We start from the raw sequence: 21594 nt of genomic DNA on the forward strand, positions 1-21594 counted from the left end.
ATAATTAGAGAGTGCTCATATTCGAGATAACTAACATCTGTCAGCGCTTGCTGTGACAACAGTTTTATTGATAAGACAGGCTCAAACAACGGATCTATTGCAGATTCAGAATATAGTCAGCGAGCGGAATTAATAAGGTTGAAAGGCACAATGAATGAAGTGCCATTAGTCAGATTATAAAAGGACTAGTTTCATACAGCCTCTCGGCAGCGTGTCCAGATAGTTAACACAGCTAGTTTTGGATATAGGAAGAACAGCACCATCCTTTCTTTGGTTACCTGCCTGAATTCAGTCGTGACAAGCTTTCGGAATAAAAAAAGCCCGGCAAATGCCGGGCTGAACAAATAGAGATGAGCGTCTCTTAAAAAATATCGTTACCGTCTTGCGTGAAGTGTTCAGCATCGGTCCAGATAGTGATCGTTGAACCTGAGCTGTTCTCAAACACGTATGCATCCAGCTCGCCAACCTGGGTATTCGTCAGACCCATGTAAGCAATCATGTCTGCAGACAGTTCTGCTGTTGGTGCAGCGTCTGAATCATAAGTCCAGCCTGCCGCTTCCAGGTTAAAGGTGTCATCACCTGCGCCCAGGTATGCCACAAAACCATCCCAATCGCCCGGGTCAGTCAGAGACTCTGACTGGAACGGGTCAGACTGTGCACGGATAGCAAATGCATTCGCTGTAACAGTCTGGTCACCTTCATCAGCCACTACCGCCTCTACCTGAGTAATCGGCTTAGGACCGGACGTGATGCCGTAAGACTTCCCAGTTAAGTCAACGTTCGCGTCACCCGTTACGATGAGTTGGTCGAAACCACGGTTACCGTTGTAAATGTTGCCGTTCTCGGTCAGGAAATCGACATCGGAGAAGTCTTCCTGATCGAAGTACATGGTGTCATTACCTTCACTACCAATGTAGATATCAAGGCCTGCGCCACCGTCCAACACGTAGTCGTCATCGTAGCCAGCTTGCAGGTAGTCATTACCTTCACCACCGTAAAGCTCATCGCTACCATTACCGCCGCGCAGGATGTCGTCGCCTTTGCCACCGTAGATGATGTCGTCGCCGTTACCACCTAACAGGGTGTCGTTACCTTCACCGCCGTAAATAACGTCGTTGCCTTCACCACCATTGATGTCGTCGTTACCCGCATCACCGTGAACAACATCGTTACCGTCGCCAGAACGGATGAAATCGTTACCGTCACCGCCGTAGATGGTGTCGTTGTCAGAGTAAAGCTTCTGCTGCTCAACAGTGATGGTGAATGTAGTGTCGTTGAAGTCTTTGTCACCCAGGTTCCAAAGGTCTTCCCACTTAGATGTATCACCATCTACTTTCTCGTGGTCTTTGCCATCGCCGTTTTCTGCCGCATTAGAGACGTAAACGACTGAGCTAGAGGAACCTTGCGTGATGGTTGAGCTGGAACCTGAAAGATTCAGGTCAACAGATCCAACGTCGAAGCCTTTGCGGTCACCATTTGGAATCAGGAACATGCCGAAAGACACACCGCCTGATACATCGATATCAACGCTCAGTTCAGACACGTTTTTCACGTTATCTGCGATAACTTCTGCGCGGAGAATGTTACCGTTCGCGTCAACCACGTAGTAACCAATGCTGTTGTTGTACGCTGCACTGTGAGTAAAGTCGCTGACAGAGATAGTGACAGTGTCTTCGCCTTGCAGGTTGTAAACGGTTGCGCCGTCGACATTCTCGAGGTCGAAAGTTTTGCTCGCCTCGGAACCACCGTAGATGGTGTCGTCACCTTCGCCACCGTGGATTTCGTCGTCACCGTGCTCGCCGTAAATAGTGTCGTTACCCGCACCACCGTAGATGGTGTCGTTGTCGTCTTCTACGTTCACTTTTTGCTTCAGGGAAACGTTGTCGATCAACGCACCGTAGCTGTCTGAACGGCCTTCTGCTTCGAAGCGAACTGTGATGTAGTCAACACCTTGTGGCAGAACCACATCAGAAGAGAATGACTCATAGTGGTCGTTTGCCTGGGTGTTAGCGAAGTACTTGGAGTAAAGCACGTTGCCTGAACTGTCGAACACTTTCACTTCGAACTGGCTAGTTGAAGTGTCGCTGCCGCGGTAACGGTTTGCGTAGTCAAACGACAGATCCAGAACTACGTCGCCATCTGCTGCCAAGCCTGACACGTTCACATCTTGTTGAACCCAAGTGTTGCGATGGCTGTCTAGCTCCAGAACGGTGTTGGTCACATCATTCTGTGGTGTGCCACCAAACGTGCCCTGTTGCAGTTCGATTTTGTTAGTGCCCGGCGTGTACCAACCTGTTACTTGATGATCGTGGAACAATCCCCACTGGTTGGAAACGTTGTCGCCGTAAGTAAGCTCGAAGCCACCATTGACCATCAGCTCACGCTCGCCTGCGCCAAAGCCTTTGTTACCGTAAATGGTATCGTCGCCTTCACCGCCTTTGATGGTGTCGTTACCTTCGCCGCCGTAAAGGGTGTCGTTGCCCTGACCGCCATCAATGTAGTCATTGCCTTCGAAACCGTTGATCTTGTCGTTCAGGCTGCCATTGGCATTATTGGTCAGAGACACGTTATCGATTAGCGCGCCGTAGCTATCAGACTGACCTTTACCTTCGAAACGCAGTGTCACACCTGAGGTGCCTGCTGGTACTGAGAAGTCGACTTCAAAGTTGTGGTAGCTTTCGTTTGACTGGGTATTGTCGAAGTATTTGCTGTAAAGAACGTTACCGTCGTCGTCCATCACTTTTACTTCGAACTGGCTGGTCGAGTGGTTGTCGCCTTTATAGCGGTTTGCGTAATCAAAAGAGAGAGACAAAGAAGCATCGCCAGACGCTGTCAGACTGCTTACGTCTACGTCTTGCTGAACCCAGGTATTACCTGTTGAATCCAGTTCAAGCACAGTGTTAGAAGATGAGTTAGCTGGCGTTCCGCCAAAGTCACCTTGTTGAAGTTCGATTTTCATGCTGCCCGGCGTGTACCAGCCTGCAACTTGGTGATCCTGGAACAGACCCCACTGATCGGATGAATCGTTACCCCAATCTTCGAAGTCACCATTCATCAACAGATTTTGATTATTCTCATCACCATACAAAAATCTGCGTTAGTCGTTCCGTTGATCTCTGCCATACCTTTGTCCTCATCTTATTTGTTTGAAAAACGCCGATGAAGCTGTGGGAATCTACCACTCGTCTTCCTAACGCAATTTCTCGTTTACAAGTCTTTGCTTATATATGAGATTGCTAACATTCATTCAGCGCTTGGTGTGACAAGAGTTTTAATGACAAGACACTCAAGAACAATGGTTTTGGAGCAAGATCACGCTAATCTCAGTAAGCGCGATTAGACCTTATTTAAACAGTGATGAGTTAAGTATGAGTTTTCACCTAATCGAGGAACTAGAGCGGGGTTCAGTAGCAACATCACTGGAAATTTTCTGACGCGTTTTAAACAAAAGAGAGCAATTGCTCCAAGAATTAGCCAAAAATTCGCCAAATCATATATGCAACGACAGAAACGATATTCAAAAGATGAGAAAGCCCGGCACAATCAAGTACCGGGCTATCATTACTAAGGCTCTGAATTAGATGTTGTTACCGATAGATTTAACGATCTCAGCATCCGTCCAGATAGTGATTTTCTCGTCCGCATAGGTGAAAACATAAGCACGCAGCTCTGTCACCTGCGCGAAGCTCAAACCCATGAACTCAATCATCTCATTGGAAATGGCAACAGACGCTGATGCATTTGCATCGTAACTCCAGATACCAGCGTCAACATTCAGTGTGTCGTTACCCGCACCAAGATGAGCAACAAAGCCGTTCCAATCGCCCGGATCAGTCAGAGAAGCAGACTGAAAGCCATCAGACTGAGCATGGATTGCAAACGCATTGACGGTCACCGCCTGGTTTCCTTCAGCGCCAATCACTGCTTCAACCTGAGCAATAGGTTTAGGACCAGAGGTGATACCATATGAAACACCAGTGAGGTCTACGTTTGCATCACCAGTAACAATCAGTTGGTCAAAGCCACGATCACCGTTGTAGATGTTTCCGTTCTCAGTAAGGAAGTTCACATCAGAAAAATCTTCCTGATCAAAGAACATGGTGTCGTTACCTTCACTACCGATGTAGATATCAAGGCCCGTTCCGCCATTCATGACAATGTCATCGTCATAGCCCGCGTGCAGGACGTCGTTTCCTTCGTCGCCAAACAATGAATCATTGCCACCCGCACCGTACAGGGTGTCATTACCCGAACCGCCGTAAAGTACATCGTCGCCAGCACTGCCATTGATAGTGTCGTTACCTGCACCACCGTAAATGGTGTCGTTGCCTTTGAAGCCAGTAATGGTGTCATTGCCTGAACAGCCATGAAGAACATCGTCACCCGACGTACCATTAATTATTTGGTCAGACGCTGTGGTACCTTCCAAAACACGCATTGAACGTGGAGCTGAGAAATCCAGATTCTGGCCGTTTCGCGCACGTACATTTTCCAGTTGGCTGTTCGGCGTCACACAGTTGAAAACGCCTAAACGGTTGTAAGAAAGGTTGTCCCAATCTGACAGCATCACTGCTGTGCCTTCTGATGGTTCAACACGCACTTCATGCGCTCGAATCCAGCTTGGCAGTGAGTAGCCTGAACGCTGCCCCACTGGCAGACAGTATCTCTCGCCGGTTTCTAGGCTCACGATACAGCCCAGTTTCTCGTTGCTAGCCACAACACGCATCGAGCGTGGTGCTGAGAAATCTAAGTTCTGGCCGTTGTAAGCACGGACATTAGTCAGTTTCTGGTTTTCAACGGTACCTGGGAATACCGCTAAACGGTTATAGGAAAGGTTATCCCAGTCTGACAGCATGACAGCCGCCCCTTCAGACGCCTGAACATAAACCTCGTGAGATTTGATCCAGCTTGGGAGTGAGTAGCCTGAACGCTTACCCACAGGCAGACAGTAGCGCTCACCGGTTTGGAGGCTAACAATACAGCCCAGTTTGTCATTGCTGGCCACAACGCGCATAGAGCGTGGTGCTGAGAAGTCGAGGTTCTGGCCATTGTACGCACGAACATTGGTCAGTTCGCTGTTGGTGACAGTACCCGAGAATACCGCCAGTCGGTTGTACGAGAGATTATCCCAATCAGACAGCATCACTGCTGCACCTTCTTCCGCCTGGACACGAACCTCATGGGACTTGATCCAGCTTGGTAGTGAGTAGCCTGAACGCTGTCCCACCGGGAGACAATATTCAGCACCTGTTTCCAAGCTGACAATACAACCTTTTGGCGTGCCCTCCGAAGACTCGTTTGCGTTTACTGCGCTGCTAATAGATACCGCAATAGATAGTCCTACTACCCATCTCAGCATGCTAAGTAACTTATTCATAACCTATTGCCTTAATTTGAAGGATGTTTGTGTATCTTTGTTTTTGTTAGTGGGGCATGGTTACTGCTATTTGGCATAAGAACATGGTCAGGAAAGGTCTTTCTCTAACCCAAAAGATGTGTCGATCAACAATACGAATTTGAGGGAAACATCCTTGTGCGTTGCAAATACAAAATGCAGTTGTTCCAGTCACACACCGTGGGAATCAGTCATCGTTGCCGCTATCAACATCACCATGCTGTTTTATCAAACAGTCAGTGTTTTGATTCATTTTAGAGACATCTAAATAACAAGTTAGCCACGGTGTAAATGTTTTATACGCATTCAAATAGGTGAGCAAACAAGGGTTCAAAGGTTAATATAAATATCAAACCTAAGCATGAGATAAAAATTATAACAAGATGATTTAAGATGGATGTTTTGGAGCAAAAGAATACCAAATATTAGTGAATTAGAATAAATTACGGAAAGCTTTATTAGGAATTCAATATTCATGACATAAATATAAAACAAATTATCATTATATAGAATGTTAGAAATTACATTTAAACAATTAAAAAGTACGATCGCTTAGATCGTACTTTTTTAATAGATAGACCTCTGTTTTTATGTGGCTTTTTCAATAGTCAGATTGTTCACCCATTTATTGCCAAACACGCGTCTGATAGTGGGATATAACTTCACGATTTCTTCAGATGTCATCATCAAAAATACATACGGTAGCGGTAATTCCAACCACATCGCTGCGATGGCGGTCATTGGTACTGCCCATAGCCACTGGCAAACTGCGTCCATGTTCATGCAAAATTTGGCATCACCACCTGCCCTGAGCACGCCCACAATCAAAGTAATATTGATGTTTCTGACTAAGGCACTGATAGCGAGAACAGGGAAACAAAGTGAGACCAATGCCAGCACATCGTCATTCACCTGCGTATATAGAGACAAAATATAGCTTTGCGCCATCAGGATAAGAGCCGATGCCATCAGTCCTGTTAACACAGCTGTTTTGAGTGCATACCTTGCGTATTTCTCGCTGGTTTCAAGCCTATTTGCACCAAGGGCATTACCCACAATAATCGCCGTCGCGCCTGACAAACCCGAGGCCACACATAAGGTAATGGCTTCAAGAGGAGAAATGATTGCCATTGCTGCCAGTTCATTTTCACCGATACGACCCATGATCAATTGATACGTAAAGATGCCGCCACTCCAGATAAGACTGCCAACAATCACAGGTGCAGTCACATTCACATATTTCTGGAAAGTGGATTTTCTGAACCTGAAATCAGCGGAGCCGAGAATCAACACCTTGTTGTAGAAAATAATGACCAGGAGAGACATGAACACACGGAACAAACGGGCGATCACGGTGCCCCATCCCGCTCCTGCTAACCCCATCGCAGGCAAACCAAAGTGACCGAAGATTAAGATGAAACTCAGTACAATATTCAGCGCGATTTCAATGAAGGACATGTAGAAGGTAGTTTGGGTTTTACCTAAAGCGCGCAGCGCGGCATCCATCGCAATTGAAGGACCTGCGACCAGAAGTGCAATACTGATGATTTGAAGGTATTCGGTTGCGAGCGCGGCTGTTTCACCTTCCACTTTAAACATGGCTGGCACCACTTCCGGTGATGTCCAACAGAACATGAAAATCAAAAACGACGCCAAAGACGCCACTAATGCGCCCAGCGCAAAGTTACGTCTCAATCCTTCTGCGTCATTGGCTCCCCAGTATTGGGCAAGTAGCACTCCCATACCGGTGCCTGTTCCCCAAATGAAAATACCCGTAAACCAAAATACACGAGCGCCAATACCCGAAGCTGCAACTTCTTCGGTACCCAACTGGCTAACCATTAGGTTGTCGATGAAACCGCCACTGCTAAATAACAAACTTTGTAGAGCAAGTGGCAAGCCCAGAACCAACGCCCGTTTTAAGAAATAGGTGAAATTATCTTCTGACATCGCATCTCCTTTTGCCGACTGACATAGCCAGAGAGCCCCCGGCTTTTTGACTTTATTTTTGCCATTCTTTAAATAAAGTTTTTTATTTACTATACAGCACTTAACAAAAGGTGGGAGATGTAATCCCATGTAATTTATGGGCTATTGTTTTCGAGAATGGTCATCAAAAAGTGTTAGGAAGTAAACAGTCAACGCAGAAAACCAAACCGTAGACAGCATTTCATCGACTTCTGACTTCTAGCTGGGTGAGACTCTACGCTCTATTGCCCCGTTTCCAGGTGGATAAGATAAAGGCGCGTATCAAATTCCAACTGGTGGTAATCCGGCTCCATATGGCAACAAAGCTGATAGAAGGCTTTATTGTGGTCTTTCTCTTTCAAGTGAGCCAGCTCATGAACCACCAGCATACGAAGGAAAGGCTCCGGCGCGTCCTTGAACATCGATGCTATGCGGATTTCATTCTTGGCTTTCAACTTGCCGCCATGCGCCCGTGACACAAAGCTGTGAAGCCCAAGTGCATTGTTCACGACATGGATTTTGCCGTCGTACGCCACTTTGCTGATCGGCGACGACTTCTTGAGATATTGGTTTTTTATCTCCTGCACGTAATCATAAAGCGCTTTTTCAGACTTGATGTTGTGTTTGTTTGGGTAGCGCTGTTCCAGCCACGCGCCGAGTTTGCCGGTTTCAATCAGGCGGGAAACTTGTTCAATAAGGTTTTCTGGGTAACCACCCAAATAACGAAGTGCAGGGTTCATGCTTTTAGGGTCTATCGACTTTAGGTACTGCGCAGAGTATATACCCAAATAACCTGAAGATGCAGGATTCAGCGAGTTTGACTGGCGTTGTGATCGCGGCGTTCCTTTGTAGGTGTAGTCACCTCCATCAAAAAGGAACAACAACGAGCACGACGTCAGTCAACTCGCCCGGAGGGAGGGCCTCAATGCGCCCACTTCTTCGTTAAATTCCACGGAAACAGAACGACTATTCCTCGCGAAATTTACCTCGAATTGAACGCATTGATGACCTCTGAATGCGAGCATCTTCAGGTTGTTTGGGTATACACCGATATCAAGTGCGCGTCTTTTGCGTTGAACCACGCACCACCGCCTCGCATGGCAAGGTAATAGATTGTGGCGGCAAATGCGGATCAGCGATGTGTTCGAACAAGGCATCAATGGTGCTTTGGATCATCTGCTCATTCGGCTGACGAATCGTGGAAAGGTTGTAGGAGCGGCTTTTCGCAAGACGAATATCATCGACGCCAACAACACCAATATCTTCTGGCACGGTCAAGCCGAGTTCATAGCGTAATGCATCCATCCCACCACAGGCCATGATGTCATCAGCATAAAACAGCGCGTCTGGCTTTTCTGTGTGTTGGAAGATACGTAAGGTGGCATCGTAGCCGGCGTCGTAGCTGAACTCACCGCCTTCCACGACTTGCCATTGGTTGCAGCCACGCTCCATCAAACGGCTAATAAAACCGCGTTGGCGATCAATCGTCGCAGAAGTACCGATGGGGCCTGCCACAAACGCGGGCTTGGTGTAGCCAGCATCGAGCAGCATATCTGCCGCCATATTGCCTGCCAGCACATTGTCACAACTCACCACAGTGACACTGTTTTCACTCGAATCACGACCAAAAATAACTGCTGGTGTATTCTGGGAATGGCAGGCATCAACAAGCTCTTGCGGCAGCGATGCCGACGTGATGATAAGACCGTCTACGTTGTATTCCATCACCAGCTCGACGGCTTCCTGAATATCCATGTCACCATCGACGTGGATAAGAAGGCTATGGCAGTTACGCTTTTGGATTTCAGTGGTAAAGCGGGAAAGAATGGGCAGATAAAACGGATTGTTGAAGTCGGTCAACAAAATGCCGACAAGACTTGAGCGGGATTTAATCCCCCTCGCCAAGCGGTTGGGTTTGTAGTTTAACGACGCTGCCGCTTTAAAGACTTTTTCTCGCAGTGGTCTGGAAATACTCGCATCAGGATTAAACGCGCGGGAGACCGCAGAGACAGAAACACCTGCCGCTTCAGCCACTTCTACGACAGTGACTTTACGTTTTTTCTGAATCTGTGTTGCTGCAACGGCAACATTGGTTTCTTTCGTCATACGCTTTCCTGCTTACCATGTCGTTCCCTCGCCCTCAGCTATAGAGCCCCAGGCGCAACACCATAATAATGAAAATGTTTTCAGCCGCACAAGCTGGGCTGACGCCTTTTCATTAGAAATGACTAAAAGTGCTGGTCAGGTTCAGACAATTTCAAGTGAAGAAAGTCTGAAAAGAGCGCGCCCGGCGGAGGGTTGCCGGGCGCTTTTCATGGTTAGCGATATTCGCCAGCCAGTTTTTCTACCAACTCAACGTTCTCTTTAGTCACGAAACCTGGACCAGAGTTGATGTTGTTAGATGGAGAGATACCGTAACGGTTGTAAAGAGTTAGCACCATAACAGGCACATAACCTTGCAGGAATGGCTGCTGGTCGATCCCCCATTGGATGTGACCGTCTTTGATGCCCTGAGCAATTTCGCCGCTCAAGTCAAAGGTACCGAAGTAGATTTTGCCCAGCTGACGGCTCTTGTCCAACGCACGAATGGTTGGGTGAGCAGATGTTGGGCCCAGTGTCAGCACGGCTTCAGTATCTGGGTTCGCACGCAGGTAAGCAGATACTTTCTTCTCGATGCCTGTTGGATCCTGGCCCACATCGATCATCTGGCTGCCAAGCTCCACACCCAGTGCATCAGCAAAACCCTGACAACGCTCTACAGAAGCTGGGTTGGTGATGTAGTGGTTAACACAGACAAAGCTTTTCACACCGTCTTTTTTAGCGCGTTTACCTGCACCATAACCCGCATCATATTCTGGTTGTCCAACGTGGAGGATCGCACCCACGTCTTCACTTTGCTGGTGAGTACCCGAGTTGATGGTGACAACAGGAATACCTTTTTTCTTCGCTTTTTCCAGTGGACCTTTCAGCACTTCATAGTCCGCGATGGTGGTGATAATACCGTCAGGATTGGAAGCAACAGCCTGCTCGATGATGCGAGCCATATCAGCCAAGTCGCCGGTAGTAGGGTTACGGTATTCCACTTCTACATTGAGCTGTTCGCCCGCTGTACCAATCGCATTCTTGATGGTGTTCCACCAAGAATCTGAGTCCGGTGCGTGGCTGATCAGGACAAAACGCTCACCATCAGCGAGTGCAGTACCTGGCAGCATTGCGGCCAAACTGGCTGCTATTGCTAACACAAGGACGGACGCTCTCTTTGCTACAGATTTAAGTAGGGTATTCATCCGGTGTCTCCAAATTATATTAATTATTGTATCCATGGGGCGAGCTGTACAGCTGCCCACCCGGTTACAGCTAAGGGTTGGGCAGCGAACTGCCCCGTCACGTTTACTAAAAGCCTAATCCGCAGTGGCAGCATCTGCCCGCTGGAATTCAGCCAATTCTGCTTCGAGTGATTCCAGCTCTTGTCCGCCAGCCATCATCTCGAGGATTTCTTCACGGGTAACATCTTTCTTCAACCAAGTCCCCAGACTCTTACCGCGGTTCAGCAGCGTGAAACGGTCAGCGATGGGATAAGCATGGTGAACATTGTGCGTAATCAAGATCACGGCAAGGCCTTTGCCGCGCGCCCTTGCCACCACTTTGAGCACGTTGGCAGACTGCTTTACACCCAGTGCTGCGGTTGGCTCATCGAGGATCAGCACTTTCGCACCGAAGTGAATGGCACGCGCAATCGCCAGACACTGACGCTCACCGCCCGACATAGTGCCGATAGGGTGCTCAGGGTCACGCACGTCGATCCCCATGTCCTTCATACCTTCCTTCGCAATTTCGTTGGCATTTTTGGTATCAAACACTTCAAAGGGGCCAATTTTCTTGGTCAGCTCGCGACCCATGAAGAAGTTACGGGTAACACTCATTAAAGGAACCAGCGCAAGGTCTTGATAAACCGTCGCAATACCCGCATCAAGCGCATCACGTGGTGATTCGAAGGTGGTTGGCTTACCGTTCATCAGGAATTCACCTTCTGACGGTTTGTGTACGCCTGCCAGGGTTTTAATCAGGGTGGATTTACCTGCACCGTTGTCACCCAACAGACAGTGCACCTCACCCATCTTCACCTGCATATCGATATCTTTCAGAGCAATCACCGAACCGAAGTAACGGCTTACTTTTTTCAGTTCGAGGATAAAATTGTCGTTCTCTGCCATTGTCTTTCTCCTGAATTCCGTTTCCTGATCCGCCTTTAGCGGGCGCTCGTGACTTTCTTGCGGATGAAGTTGTTAAACAGCACCGCGATAAGAAGCATCACGCCGAGGAATACGCGGAACCAGTCAGAATCCACGCCTGTAAAGAAGATACCCATCTGCACCACACCGAAAATCAATGCGCCGAAGAAAGCCCCAATGACCGAGCCATAACCACCAGTCAGCAGTGCGCCACCGATAACCGCCGCGATAATGGCTTCGAATTCTTTCAACAGACCACGGTCAGCTGCCGCGGAGCCAAACTCCAACACCTGACAAGCGGCGAATACCGTTGCGCAGAATGCGGTGAACATGAACAGCAGGATTTTCACGCGGTCAGTCGGTACACCCACATTTTTCGCCGCGTTGGCATCACCACCAGAAGCGAAAATCCAGTTACCGAAACGGGTACGCAGCAGCACGAAGGAACACACCGCTGTCAGCAAGAACCACCACACCACGACCATTGGAATACCGGTTACCACTGGTGTACCGTCGGAGTAGGTTTCAATCCAACCTGCGCTACCAAGCCAGTTAAAGAGCCCTGTCCCTATCTTGCCGCCAAACATGGCAGCCAACCAGTCACCTTCTGCCAGATTACCTACGCCAGAAATGATGGTTTTGTTGGTCAGCGCAATCGACAGAGCGATTGTCAGACCACGCAGAATGAAGAGGAATGCGAGGGAAACAATGAAAGAAGGGAGCCCGGTGCGAACCACGATGTAGCCATTGATAAAGCCCACGGCCATCGCGCCAACAAAGGCAAATAGGATTGCCGCCCAGACTGGCCAACCCCAATATACGGCAGGGATAGCAATCATCATCCCGGCAAAGCCAATCATTGAGCCAATGGAAAGGTCGAATTCGCCGGCGATCATCAGCAGACATGCACCGACAGCGATAATACCGAGCTGCGCTGACACCACCGTCCAGTTGACGACACCATCAGCGTTGAACATGCCTGAGTCCCAGGCGACGAGTGCGAAGAACGCGAATACCAGAATGGCACCGGATACAGAACCCAGTTCCGGGCGGGATAACATACGATTGAGCGTTGAAACTTTGCGAACCCGCTCATCTCCCGGTGCGAGCGGTTTTGAATCTGTCCCTGATTCGGCTTCTTTTACCGACATACTTGCCTCCAAATTCCTTGCTGTACTCGAGCTTTCGCCCGACTCCTTGCTGCCGGATGGCAGCTTTCTTGCATTTAAGCAACTTTCGCGATCACTGCTTTCTCAATGAAAGCTCTGCTCTTTTCGGCATCAGTTTTCGCATCGCTTTTCGCTGCCGGGTCAGTGTCCTGCTCAACCGTGACCCAACCGTTAAAGTCGATCTCGATAAGTGTTTGTCTTACCTCGTCGAAATCGACACAACCCTGCCCTAACGGACAAAAAATGTTATTCCCTATTGCAGTATAGAAATCCGTGCCAGCCTTGACGGATACCGCATGCACGTCGGCGTTAATATCTTTGAAATGCAGGTATTTAACGCGATCTCTGTAGGTGCGGAGCACTTCACTCGGGTCCATGCCTGCATAGACGCAGTGACCGGTATCCACACACAACGACATCAGCTCTGGCGGCAGGTCACGCATGGCTTTATCCAGCTCGTCGCGGTACTCAATGTAAGTGCCAGCATGGGCATGAAGCGTTGGCGTAATGCCATATTCCGCACACACAGTGCCAACACCACGCAGCGTTTCCATCATCTCCGCCCACTGCTCATCATTCAGACGTGTTGCCGTTTCTACCTGACCCGCCTGATCGGTGCGCGGTGATGAAACGTGGTCAATCACCACCAGAAAATCTGCGCCCTGCTCTTTCAGGATTTGGCAAGTCACTCGCGTTTTCTCCAAAATCGCATCGCGTTCTTCCGGCTTGTGCAAATGCACGAACAACGTCCCCGCAATCAAACCCAATGAACGTACTGACAATGCCTCGTTGAGTGCAGCTTTATCGGTCGGCAGGTAACCCAACGGTCCCAGCTCAGTTGCCCCGTACCCAGCACCAGCAATCTCATCCAATACGGTTTGCCATGTTGGGTTTGCCGGGTTGTCAGCAAACTCAATTCCCCATGAGCATGGTGCGTTGGCTATTTTCAGTTCCAAGGCAATGTCTCCTTGATTCAATGTTCCATCCCTGTTTAACGCTCCGCGGCTAAACCCGTTTCAAACGCCAAACGATTTACCCTTTCGATAATTAAACTTTCCGTTAACACTTTTTAAACATTTATGGTAATGATTTCACTTTGTCAAACCAAACAGCGTCTCAAAAGTGGGCTTTTTGCGGGTGATTGGTGTTATAGAATGAAAAATGAGCGCTAAATCTGATTTTTTAGCTTTCACCATTTGAAAACATTTTCATTACATGACTACTATTTCATCAAACAAGGAAAATTATTGGAGATAGCAAGGATGGGAACCATAAGGCTAACTACTGCTCAGGCGTTGGTGCGCTACCTCGCCGCACAGCAAATCGAGATTGATGGGAAGGTTGAGTCATTGTTTGGCTGCGCCTTTGCGATATTTGGCCATGGTAACGTGACCTGTCTGGGGCAACAGCTGTATGAAAACCAGTCTGTCTTCCCTACATGGCGGGGGCAAAACGAGCAATCCATGGCGCTGGCTGCAGTGGCCTATGCCCGTGCTCACAAGCGCCAGCGCATCGGTATTGCCACCTCGTCTGTAGGCCCTGGCGCAGCAAACATGGTGACAGCGGCAGGCGTTGCACACACCAACCGACTGCCCTTGCTTTTGCTTTGCGGCGATACATTCCAGTCCCGCTTACCTGACCCAGTGCTTCAGCAAACGGAACACTTTGCTAATCCTTCACTGACTGTGAATGACGCCTTCAAATCCGTTACCCGCTTCTGGGATCGCATCAATGCGCCGTCGCAACTGACTGTCGCATTGCCTCAAGCGATTGCGACCATGCTAGACCCCGCCGACTGTGGCCCCGCGATGATTGCCCTTCCGCAAGATGTGCAAGGTCAAGCATGGGATTTCCCTGAAAGCTTCTTCGAACCCAAAGTTCACCGTATCCGTCGTCCACAGCCAGAAGAAGTGGATTTAGACGCAGCCGTTGAAGCACTGAAAACTGCCAAGAAGCCGCTGATCATTGCTGGCGGCGGCGTGTTCTATTCCGGTGCACGTGACGCCTTGATTCGCTTTGCCGAGAAACACCAAATCCCGGTAGTGGAAACCATCGCAGGCCGTACCTTGTTGCCAGACGATCATCCACTGAATTGCGGCCCGATTGGCACAACGGGATCAGACAGTGCCAACCACATGTGTAATGACGCGGATTTAGTGCTCGCCATTGGTACCCGTTTACAGGACTTCACCACAGGTTCATGGACACTGTTCCGAGACCCAGGCATGAAACTTATCAGCATTAACGCTGGCCGTTTTGATGCTAACAAGCACATGGCGCAATCCATTATCGCAGACGCAAAAGACACCATTGAGCCGCTTGATGCCAAGCTGGGTGATTGGACGACGGATGCTGCATGGGTTGAAAAAGGTAAGGCTGAAAAAGCAGCGTGGACAGATATCGTCAACGGCCGCACGGCATTTGCGGAGACAACCTTGCCTTCATACGCGCAGGTCGTTGGTAAGGTGAACGGCCTCATCAATGAGGGCGACCGCGTTATCACTGCCGCAGGCGGCTTACCTGCCGAAATCAACATGAACTGGCAGGCGACCTATCCGTATTCGCTGGATGTGGAATTCGGTTTCTCCTGCATGGGCTACGAAGTCGCTGCCGGCTGGGGCAACAAGATTGCCAGACCAGACCATGAATCTATTGTGATGGTCGGTGATGGTTCGTATCTGATGATGAATTCCGACATCTACAGCTCTGTACTGACCGGGCACAAGATGATTGTGGTGGTTTGTGATAACGGCGGTTTCGCAGTGATCCGCAAGCTGCAAACCAACACAGGTAACACCGCTTTCAACAACCAGTTGGAAGACTGCACCACAGAGCGTGATTACGACCTGCCGCGCGTAGATTTTGTCAGTCATGCAAAAGGCTTGGGCGCACATGCAGAGAAAGTCACCAGCTTGGGCGACTTTGATGCCGCTTTCGAACGTGCCAAAGCCGCAGATCGCACCTATGTATTGGTCGTCGACATCGACGATACCAAGTGGTCGTCTTGTGATGCCTGGTGGGAAGTCGGTCTGTCAGAAGTCTCTGACGATCCAAATATCATCGAAGCCCGGGATAACTGGGAACAGGGACGTGTTAATCAGCGTCGTGGCGTGTAATAACAACAAGGAGAACACGCATGTTTAACGAAGAATTCCAGCTAGATGCACCGATCCGTTGGGGAATGGTTGGCGGCGGCCGCGGCAGTGAGATTGGTTACTCGCACCGCGCTGCTGCCCAGCGTGACCGTCTGTTTACCTTTGTTGCAGCAGCACTGGATTTGGATGCAGAACGTGGACGCGACTTCGGGACCAAGCTGGGTCTTGTTCCCGAGCGCTGCTATCCCGACTACAAAACCCTGTTTGCAGAAGAAGCCAAGCGTGAAGATGGGATTCAAGCTGTTTCTATCGCCACGCCGAACTCTACCCACTATGAAATTGCCAAAGCGGCGCTGGAAGCAGGTTTGCACGTCATTTGTGAAAAGCCCGCCACCATTCACGTTGAAGATGCACTTGAACTGAAAGCCTTGGCAGAAAAGCAAAACAAGATGCTGGCGGTGATGTACGGCTACACCGGATTCCAGATGGTGCATCAGGCGCGCGAAATGGTACGTCGCGGTGACATCGGCGCCGTGCGTGTTATTCAGATGTCTTTCGCCCACGGTTTCCACAACACCGAGATTGAGAAAAACAGCCCGGGCGCAAAATGGCGCATGAACCCAGAGGTGTCCGGACCAAGTTTCATTATTGGCGATTGCGGCACGCATCCGTTTTACATGGCCGGCATGATCACGGGGCTGAAAGTGAAGTCCCTGATGTGTTCACGCCAGAGCTTTATCGAATCCCGCGCGCCATTGGAAGACAACGCTCATGTGGTGTTCCAGTTTGAAGGTGGAGCGGTCGGTACACTCTGGGCGAGCGCCATCAACAGCGGCTCAATGCATCAGCAGAAAGTCCGCATTGTTGGCGAAAAAGCCAGCCTCGAATGGTGGGATGAATATCCAAACCAGCTTCGATATGAAGTTCAGGGAGAACCTGTCCGTATTCTTGAGCGTGGTATGGGCTATCTGCACAACGACGATCCTGGCGTTTCAGCCAATCGTCAAGGCGGTGGTCATGCTGAAGGTTTCTTCGAGTCCTGGGCAAACCTTTATCACCGCTACGCACTCGCGATTGATGCCTACAACCGCGATGACAAAGCCTTCCTTGAAAGTCATTGGTACCCAGATATCGACGGCGGTATCGATGGCGTGAAGATGGTGAATGCCTGTGTGAAATCGGCCGATAACGGTGCCGTTTGGGTGGACTATGACTGATTCCATTCACCTTTCAGATTGGCAGGCCAACAGGGACCGTCCGATAGACGTGGTTTGTCTGGGCCGCGCTGGGGTCGATTTTTATGGCAATACGGACGGTGCAGACTTCAACGTTGAATCAAGCTTCAAAAAATGCGTCGGCGGATCACCTGCGAATGTAGCGATTGGTCTTGCGGAACTTGGCGCCAAAGCAGGCTTTATTTCCTGTCTGACAGATGATGCTCAGGGACGTTATGTTCGCACTTACATGGAAGGGAAAGGGATTAATCTGGATGGTGTGGCAACGCTCACGGGTGAATACCGCACCAGCCTTGCTGTGGCAGAGTTGCGTCCAGAACCCGAAGTGGTGATTTACCGTAATAACGCGGCTGACCTTGCGCTCTGTGTTGAACACATAGACAGCAGCTACCTCAGCAACGCCCGATGTCTGTTTGTTTCAGGTACCGCGCTGTCCACCAGCCCTTCACGGGAAGCGACCTTCTGTGCCATGCAAATGGCACAACTGTCAGGCACCTTAGTCGTACTGGACTTGGATTACCGCCCTTACTCGTGGGCCTTTCCTGAGGATCCTCCTCACTTCTACCGTCTTGCCGCTTCTTTCTGCGACGTGGTGATTGGTAATCGCGAAGAGTTCGAGGTAATGGGCATTCCGCATGACGTTGAAGACAGCCATGTCAGTGCAGCATCAGAGCTGTTAAGTGGCAGTGCAGAGCTGGTCATCGTAAAAGGTGGCGCTGAAGGGTGTGATGTCTTTGGGTTAGATAGCGATAACAATCTCGCCAGCCTGTCTCAACCTATATTCAAAGTGGAAGCGCGCAAACCTTACGGTGCCGGTGACGCTTTTGCTGCCGGCCTGCTTTTTGGTCTGCTAAATCAATATTGTTTACAAGACGCCGTGGCCATGGGGGCAGCCAATGCTGCCATTAATGTCACAGGCGACACCTGCGCAGATGCGATGTCTTCGCTTGCACCGCTGCGGGAATTTATGTGCAACCGTGGTTACACATTTACCACAGACTGAGCATCAGAATCAGGGAAGGATTAAGGAGTACAAGATGGGAAAACATATTCCACCGTTTGATAACCGCAATGAACCCGTTATCAACGTTAATGACGATACGACACCACTGTGTTACTTCAACCCAGTGAAACTCACGAATAGTGAGTCTTATAGTTACATGCTTGAGGGTTATGAATCTGCCGTTGTGCTGGCAGGCGGCACCTGCAACATTACGGTTGATGGTGAAACCTTTGAGAACATAGGTAAACGCGCTTCCGTCTGGGAAGGCGACCCTGCTGCTGTGTACGTTCCTGTCGGTTCAAACGTGACAGTGTCATGTATTTCAGAGGTCGCAGATGTACTGATTGCCGGAGGACGTTATGAGCCGGAAGAAAACAGCGAGAAACTCACCCCATTCGCCATCCAGCCCGAAGACACAGACAAAGTGCAATACGGCAGCGATGACACCAAAACACACAGAAAAATCAAACACATCCTCGGACAGAAAAACGCAGACCAGCGCGGAAGATTGCTCGTCAGCGAACTGTTTACTGTCGGCGCAGGAGGTTGGTCAGGATTTCCTCCCCACAAACATGATGAAGAACGGCCGCCGCAAGAAACGCGTTACGAAGAGGTGTACCAGTTCCGATTCAATCCGGGTCACGGGTTTGGGGCACAATTCCTATATGAGCACGAAGACGACTACGGACCTGTCTACCACGTCAGAACCGGAAGCGTCATCGCCATAGACAAAGGCTATCACCCTTCTGTCGCTGCACCGGGTTATGAGATGTACTACTTCACCATCATTGTCGGTGAAAAGAGTAAGTCTCTCGTGCAGTACTTCGACCCTCACCATGAGTATCAGGTACATACGATTCCCGGCATCAAGGACATGGTCGCCAAGTTCAAGTAACGCTTTGGGTCTATTGACCCTGCAATAACGGAGACAAGGATGCTAGTTACCCTGAACGACCTTATGCCGGAAGCCGCGTCGTCCCAAGGCGCGGTGCCTTGTTGTAACGTATTTGGTATTGAAGAAGCGCGGGCGATTATCGCCGCCGCTGAGGAGCTGAACCTACCCGTGATCCTCGCTGTGAACAAAGACATGGTGGATCTCGCTGGTGTGGAGTCTATGGCAGGCATGCTGCTTCCCATGGCGCGGGCCAGCTCTGTACCTGTAGTAGTTCACCTCGATCATTGCTATGACGAAGCCATTGTTTACCGCGCTATTCACGCCGGATTCAGTTCGGTGATGTTTGATGGTTCACAATTACCTCTCGAAGAAAATATCCGCCGGACAAGAGCGGTCGCTGACGCAGCCCATGCAGTCGGCGTTTCAGTCGAAGGTGAACTTGGCTCTGTGCCTTATCAGGAAGGTCGCGACCATATCAAATCCGAATTTACCGACCCGGAAGAAGCACGGATTTACGCCGAGCAAAGTGGTATTGATGTGCTTGCGATTTCAGTCGGTAATGTCCATCGCATGACAGAAGCGGGAAGCCCAATTAATTTCTCCCTGCTTGATGAGATCGAAGCGGCTACCAGCTTGCCTCTGGTGATTCACGGCACCACAGGTATCACTGAAGCTGATCTTCGCGAACTCAAAACCCGCCGAATCGGTAAATTTAACGTGGGAACGACACTTAGAATGGCTTTTGGCAACGCAATTCGTGAAGCCATGGCTGAAGAACCGAATAAATTTGATAAACAATATTTCGCGGGCAAAGCCATGCCTGCACTGAAGCAAGAAGCCATGCGAGTGCTCACGCTCCTGGCAGCAGACAAGGAGTGACAATGAGCAAGGCGTATAAAAAGCTCGGACGACGTTTAAGACTCGGCGTGATAGGCGGCGGGCCAGATTCCTTTATCGGCTCCATTCACCGGTCATCTGCCACCATGCATGAAGAATTTGATGTTGTCGCGGGTGTGTTTTCCTCAAATCCTGAGCGTTCAATTGCTGCAGGAAAATCCATGGGTATTCCGCGTCCTTATGGCGACCCGGATGCCTTGTTTGCCGGAGAAGCTGCGGCGGATGAGCCCATAGATGCACTCGCCATCATGACGCCCAACAACAGTCACTATGAGCTTTCATGCCGCGCATTAGATGCTGGTTTTAACGTGTTCTGCGAAAAACCTCTGACCATGACTGAAGATGAATCTGCTGACTTGGTCAAGCGGGTTAATGCATCGGGTAAGCGTTACTGCGTCGCTTACGGCTACAGCGGTTATGCCATGGTGCGTCAAGCGCGTGAAATGGTGGCACAGGGTGTGATCGGTGACATCACAATGGTGCAAAGCAATTACGTTCAGGGACACTTGGCAGCACTGACAGAATCTGAGCTTGCTGGCTCTAACTGGCATATGAAGCCAGAGCTTGCTGGCCCTTCTCTGATCCTTGGTGATATCGCGACACATAGCTATCACCTGACCAGCTACGTTGCTGGCATGGAAGCCAGTTCATTGAGCGCCGATGTGACGGCATTGGTCGATGGACGCACGGCAGATGACTACTGCGGCATATTGCTTCGCTACCCCAATAACGCACGCGGCATCTTCTGGGTCACACAAGCCGCAGCCGGCGGTGTTCATGGTTTGAGCTTTACCATTTACGGCACCAAAGGCGGCTTGGAATGGCAACAGGAACAGCCTAATGAACTGATCGTCCGCCCTATCGATAAGCCTGCTTATGTGCTGACAAAAGGTGGTAAAGGTCTTTCAGGTGCGGGAGAGCGTGTTTCCCATGTCGCTATCGGTCATCCGGAGGGCTATCGCGAGGCATTTGCCAACCTCTACTACGACTTTGCTTCCAACATCGTTGATGATCTGACTGGCGAAACCCCAGAACCATTGAGCCTCTGGAACCCAACCGTTCAAGACGGTGCATACGGCATGGCGTTTGTTTACGCCGCAGTGCGCTCCCGGGACAATGAGGGCAAATGGGAACCTCTCCGAAATCTGACTTAGGATTTATACAACGCTTTTAACCTTGCGAGCAGGTAGCCAGTCGTCGGTCTGCTCGCTTTTTTTATCGTATTTAGAACAGTGCATTTTCCTGTCCCACGGTACATTAGCAAAGGACGATAAAAGGAGAATACGATGATGGATAACAAGAAAGTGGCCTTGTTTGGCTGGCATCCAGATGTGGTGAATTACGACAAGTGGCCAGGTATGACTGCAGATAAACTCCGCGCGGCACTGGAAGGAGATCGCGATAGACTTCTTACCCTCGGATATGCTGTCGACCTTCACTACATTCGTGACGGTGAAACTGCGTATGATGCGGCGACTGAAGCACTCAATGGCAAACCTTATGACTGCGTGCTGATTGGCGCAGGTGTCCGCCGTGATGAAGACCATTTTCTGGTGTTTGAAAAACTGGTAAATGCCGTTCATAAAGCCGCACCACAGGCGACAATTTGCTTCAACACCAACCCAAGCGACACGGCGGATGCGATTAAACGCTGGACGTAATATCCTAGGGGCTTGGCTCGGCCCTTTTTCATCATGTCATGGAG

The 21594-nt window shown here is 49.8% G+C and carries 16 protein-coding genes; 7 read left to right on the forward strand and 9 right to left on the reverse strand.

Annotated elements, in window-relative coordinates:
- Positions 1-361 precede the first annotated feature (361 nt).
- The 9 genes from G5S52_RS05090 to G5S52_RS05130 all read right to left on the reverse strand — a co-directional run bounded on the left by G5S52_RS05090 (position 362) and on the right by G5S52_RS05130 (position 13720).
- Complete coding sequence (locus G5S52_RS05090; protein WP_235956095.1) at positions 362-3055, reverse strand: DUF4114 domain-containing protein; 2694 nt, start codon at positions 3053-3055, stop codon at positions 362-364.
- A 522-nt stretch (positions 3056-3577) separates the two neighbouring features.
- Positions 3578-5377: a calcium-binding protein gene (locus G5S52_RS05095; protein WP_205743770.1), complete on the reverse strand. Its 1800-nt coding sequence runs from the start codon at positions 5375-5377 to the stop codon at positions 3578-3580.
- Positions 5378-5983: 606 nt separating this feature from the next.
- A complete protein-coding gene (locus G5S52_RS05100; protein WP_165012059.1) occupies positions 5984-7345 on the reverse strand; it encodes an MATE family efflux transporter in 1362 nt (453 codons plus the stop codon).
- A gap of 260 nt (positions 7346-7605) precedes the next feature.
- Complete coding sequence (locus G5S52_RS05105; protein WP_165012060.1) at positions 7606-8103, reverse strand: M48 metallopeptidase family protein; 498 nt, start codon at positions 8101-8103, stop codon at positions 7606-7608.
- 313 nt (positions 8104-8416) lie between these two features.
- Positions 8417-9469, reverse strand: a complete 1053-nt coding sequence (locus tag G5S52_RS05110) for a LacI family DNA-binding transcriptional regulator (RefSeq protein WP_165012061.1) — start codon at positions 9467-9469, stop codon at positions 8417-8419.
- 212 nt (positions 9470-9681) lie between these two features.
- The gene (locus G5S52_RS05115) at positions 9682-10650 is read right to left on the reverse strand and encodes a sugar ABC transporter substrate-binding protein (protein WP_205743771.1); all 969 of its coding nucleotides are present in this window, start codon (positions 10648-10650) and stop codon (positions 9682-9684) included.
- A 114-nt stretch (positions 10651-10764) separates the two neighbouring features.
- Positions 10765-11577, reverse strand: coding sequence for an ATP-binding cassette domain-containing protein (locus G5S52_RS05120; RefSeq protein WP_165012062.1), 813 nt, complete (start codon positions 11575-11577; stop codon positions 10765-10767).
- A gap of 35 nt (positions 11578-11612) precedes the next feature.
- Positions 11613-12746, reverse strand: coding sequence for an ABC transporter permease (locus G5S52_RS05125; protein ID WP_165012063.1), 1134 nt, complete (start codon positions 12744-12746; stop codon positions 11613-11615).
- A 74-nt stretch (positions 12747-12820) separates the two neighbouring features.
- The gene (locus G5S52_RS05130) at positions 12821-13720 is read right to left on the reverse strand and encodes a TIM barrel protein (RefSeq protein WP_165012064.1); all 900 of its coding nucleotides are present in this window, start codon (positions 13718-13720) and stop codon (positions 12821-12823) included.
- A gap of 306 nt (positions 13721-14026) precedes the next feature.
- Here G5S52_RS05130 and iolD point away from each other — a divergent pair, with 306 nt between their 5' ends.
- From iolD to G5S52_RS05165, 7 genes are all read left to right on the forward strand, one after another.
- Complete coding sequence (iolD, locus tag G5S52_RS05135; protein ID WP_165012065.1) at positions 14027-15880, forward strand: 3D-(3,5/4)-trihydroxycyclohexane-1,2-dione acylhydrolase (decyclizing); 1854 nt, start codon at positions 14027-14029, stop codon at positions 15878-15880.
- 20 nt (positions 15881-15900) lie between these two features.
- Entirely contained in the window at positions 15901-17076 is a 1176-nt protein-coding gene (locus G5S52_RS05140) for a Gfo/Idh/MocA family protein (RefSeq protein ID WP_165012066.1), read from the forward strand.
- Entirely contained in the window at positions 17069-18097 is a 1029-nt protein-coding gene (gene iolC, locus G5S52_RS05145) for a 5-dehydro-2-deoxygluconokinase (protein ID WP_165012067.1), read from the forward strand. The genes G5S52_RS05140 and iolC overlap by 8 nt, the downstream gene beginning before the upstream one ends.
- Positions 18098-18131: 34 nt before the next feature.
- The gene (locus G5S52_RS05150; protein ID WP_165012068.1) at positions 18132-18992 is read left to right on the forward strand and encodes a 5-deoxy-glucuronate isomerase; all 861 of its coding nucleotides are present in this window, start codon (positions 18132-18134) and stop codon (positions 18990-18992) included.
- A gap of 39 nt (positions 18993-19031) precedes the next feature.
- A complete protein-coding gene (locus G5S52_RS05155) occupies positions 19032-19871 on the forward strand; it encodes a class II fructose-bisphosphate aldolase (RefSeq protein WP_165012069.1) in 840 nt (279 codons plus the stop codon).
- Positions 19872-19873: 2 nt separating this feature from the next.
- On the forward strand, positions 19874-21043 hold the full coding sequence (locus G5S52_RS05160; RefSeq protein ID WP_165012070.1) for a Gfo/Idh/MocA family protein: 1170 nt from the start codon (positions 19874-19876) through the stop codon (positions 21041-21043).
- Positions 21044-21175: 132 nt separating this feature from the next.
- A complete protein-coding gene (locus G5S52_RS05165) occupies positions 21176-21550 on the forward strand; it encodes a hypothetical protein (protein WP_235956096.1) in 375 nt (124 codons plus the stop codon).
- Positions 21551-21594: the final 44 nt, after the last annotated feature.

This window comes from Grimontia sedimenti (assembly GCF_011045095.1).
Lineage (GTDB): Bacteria > Pseudomonadota > Gammaproteobacteria > Enterobacterales > Vibrionaceae > Enterovibrio > Enterovibrio sedimenti.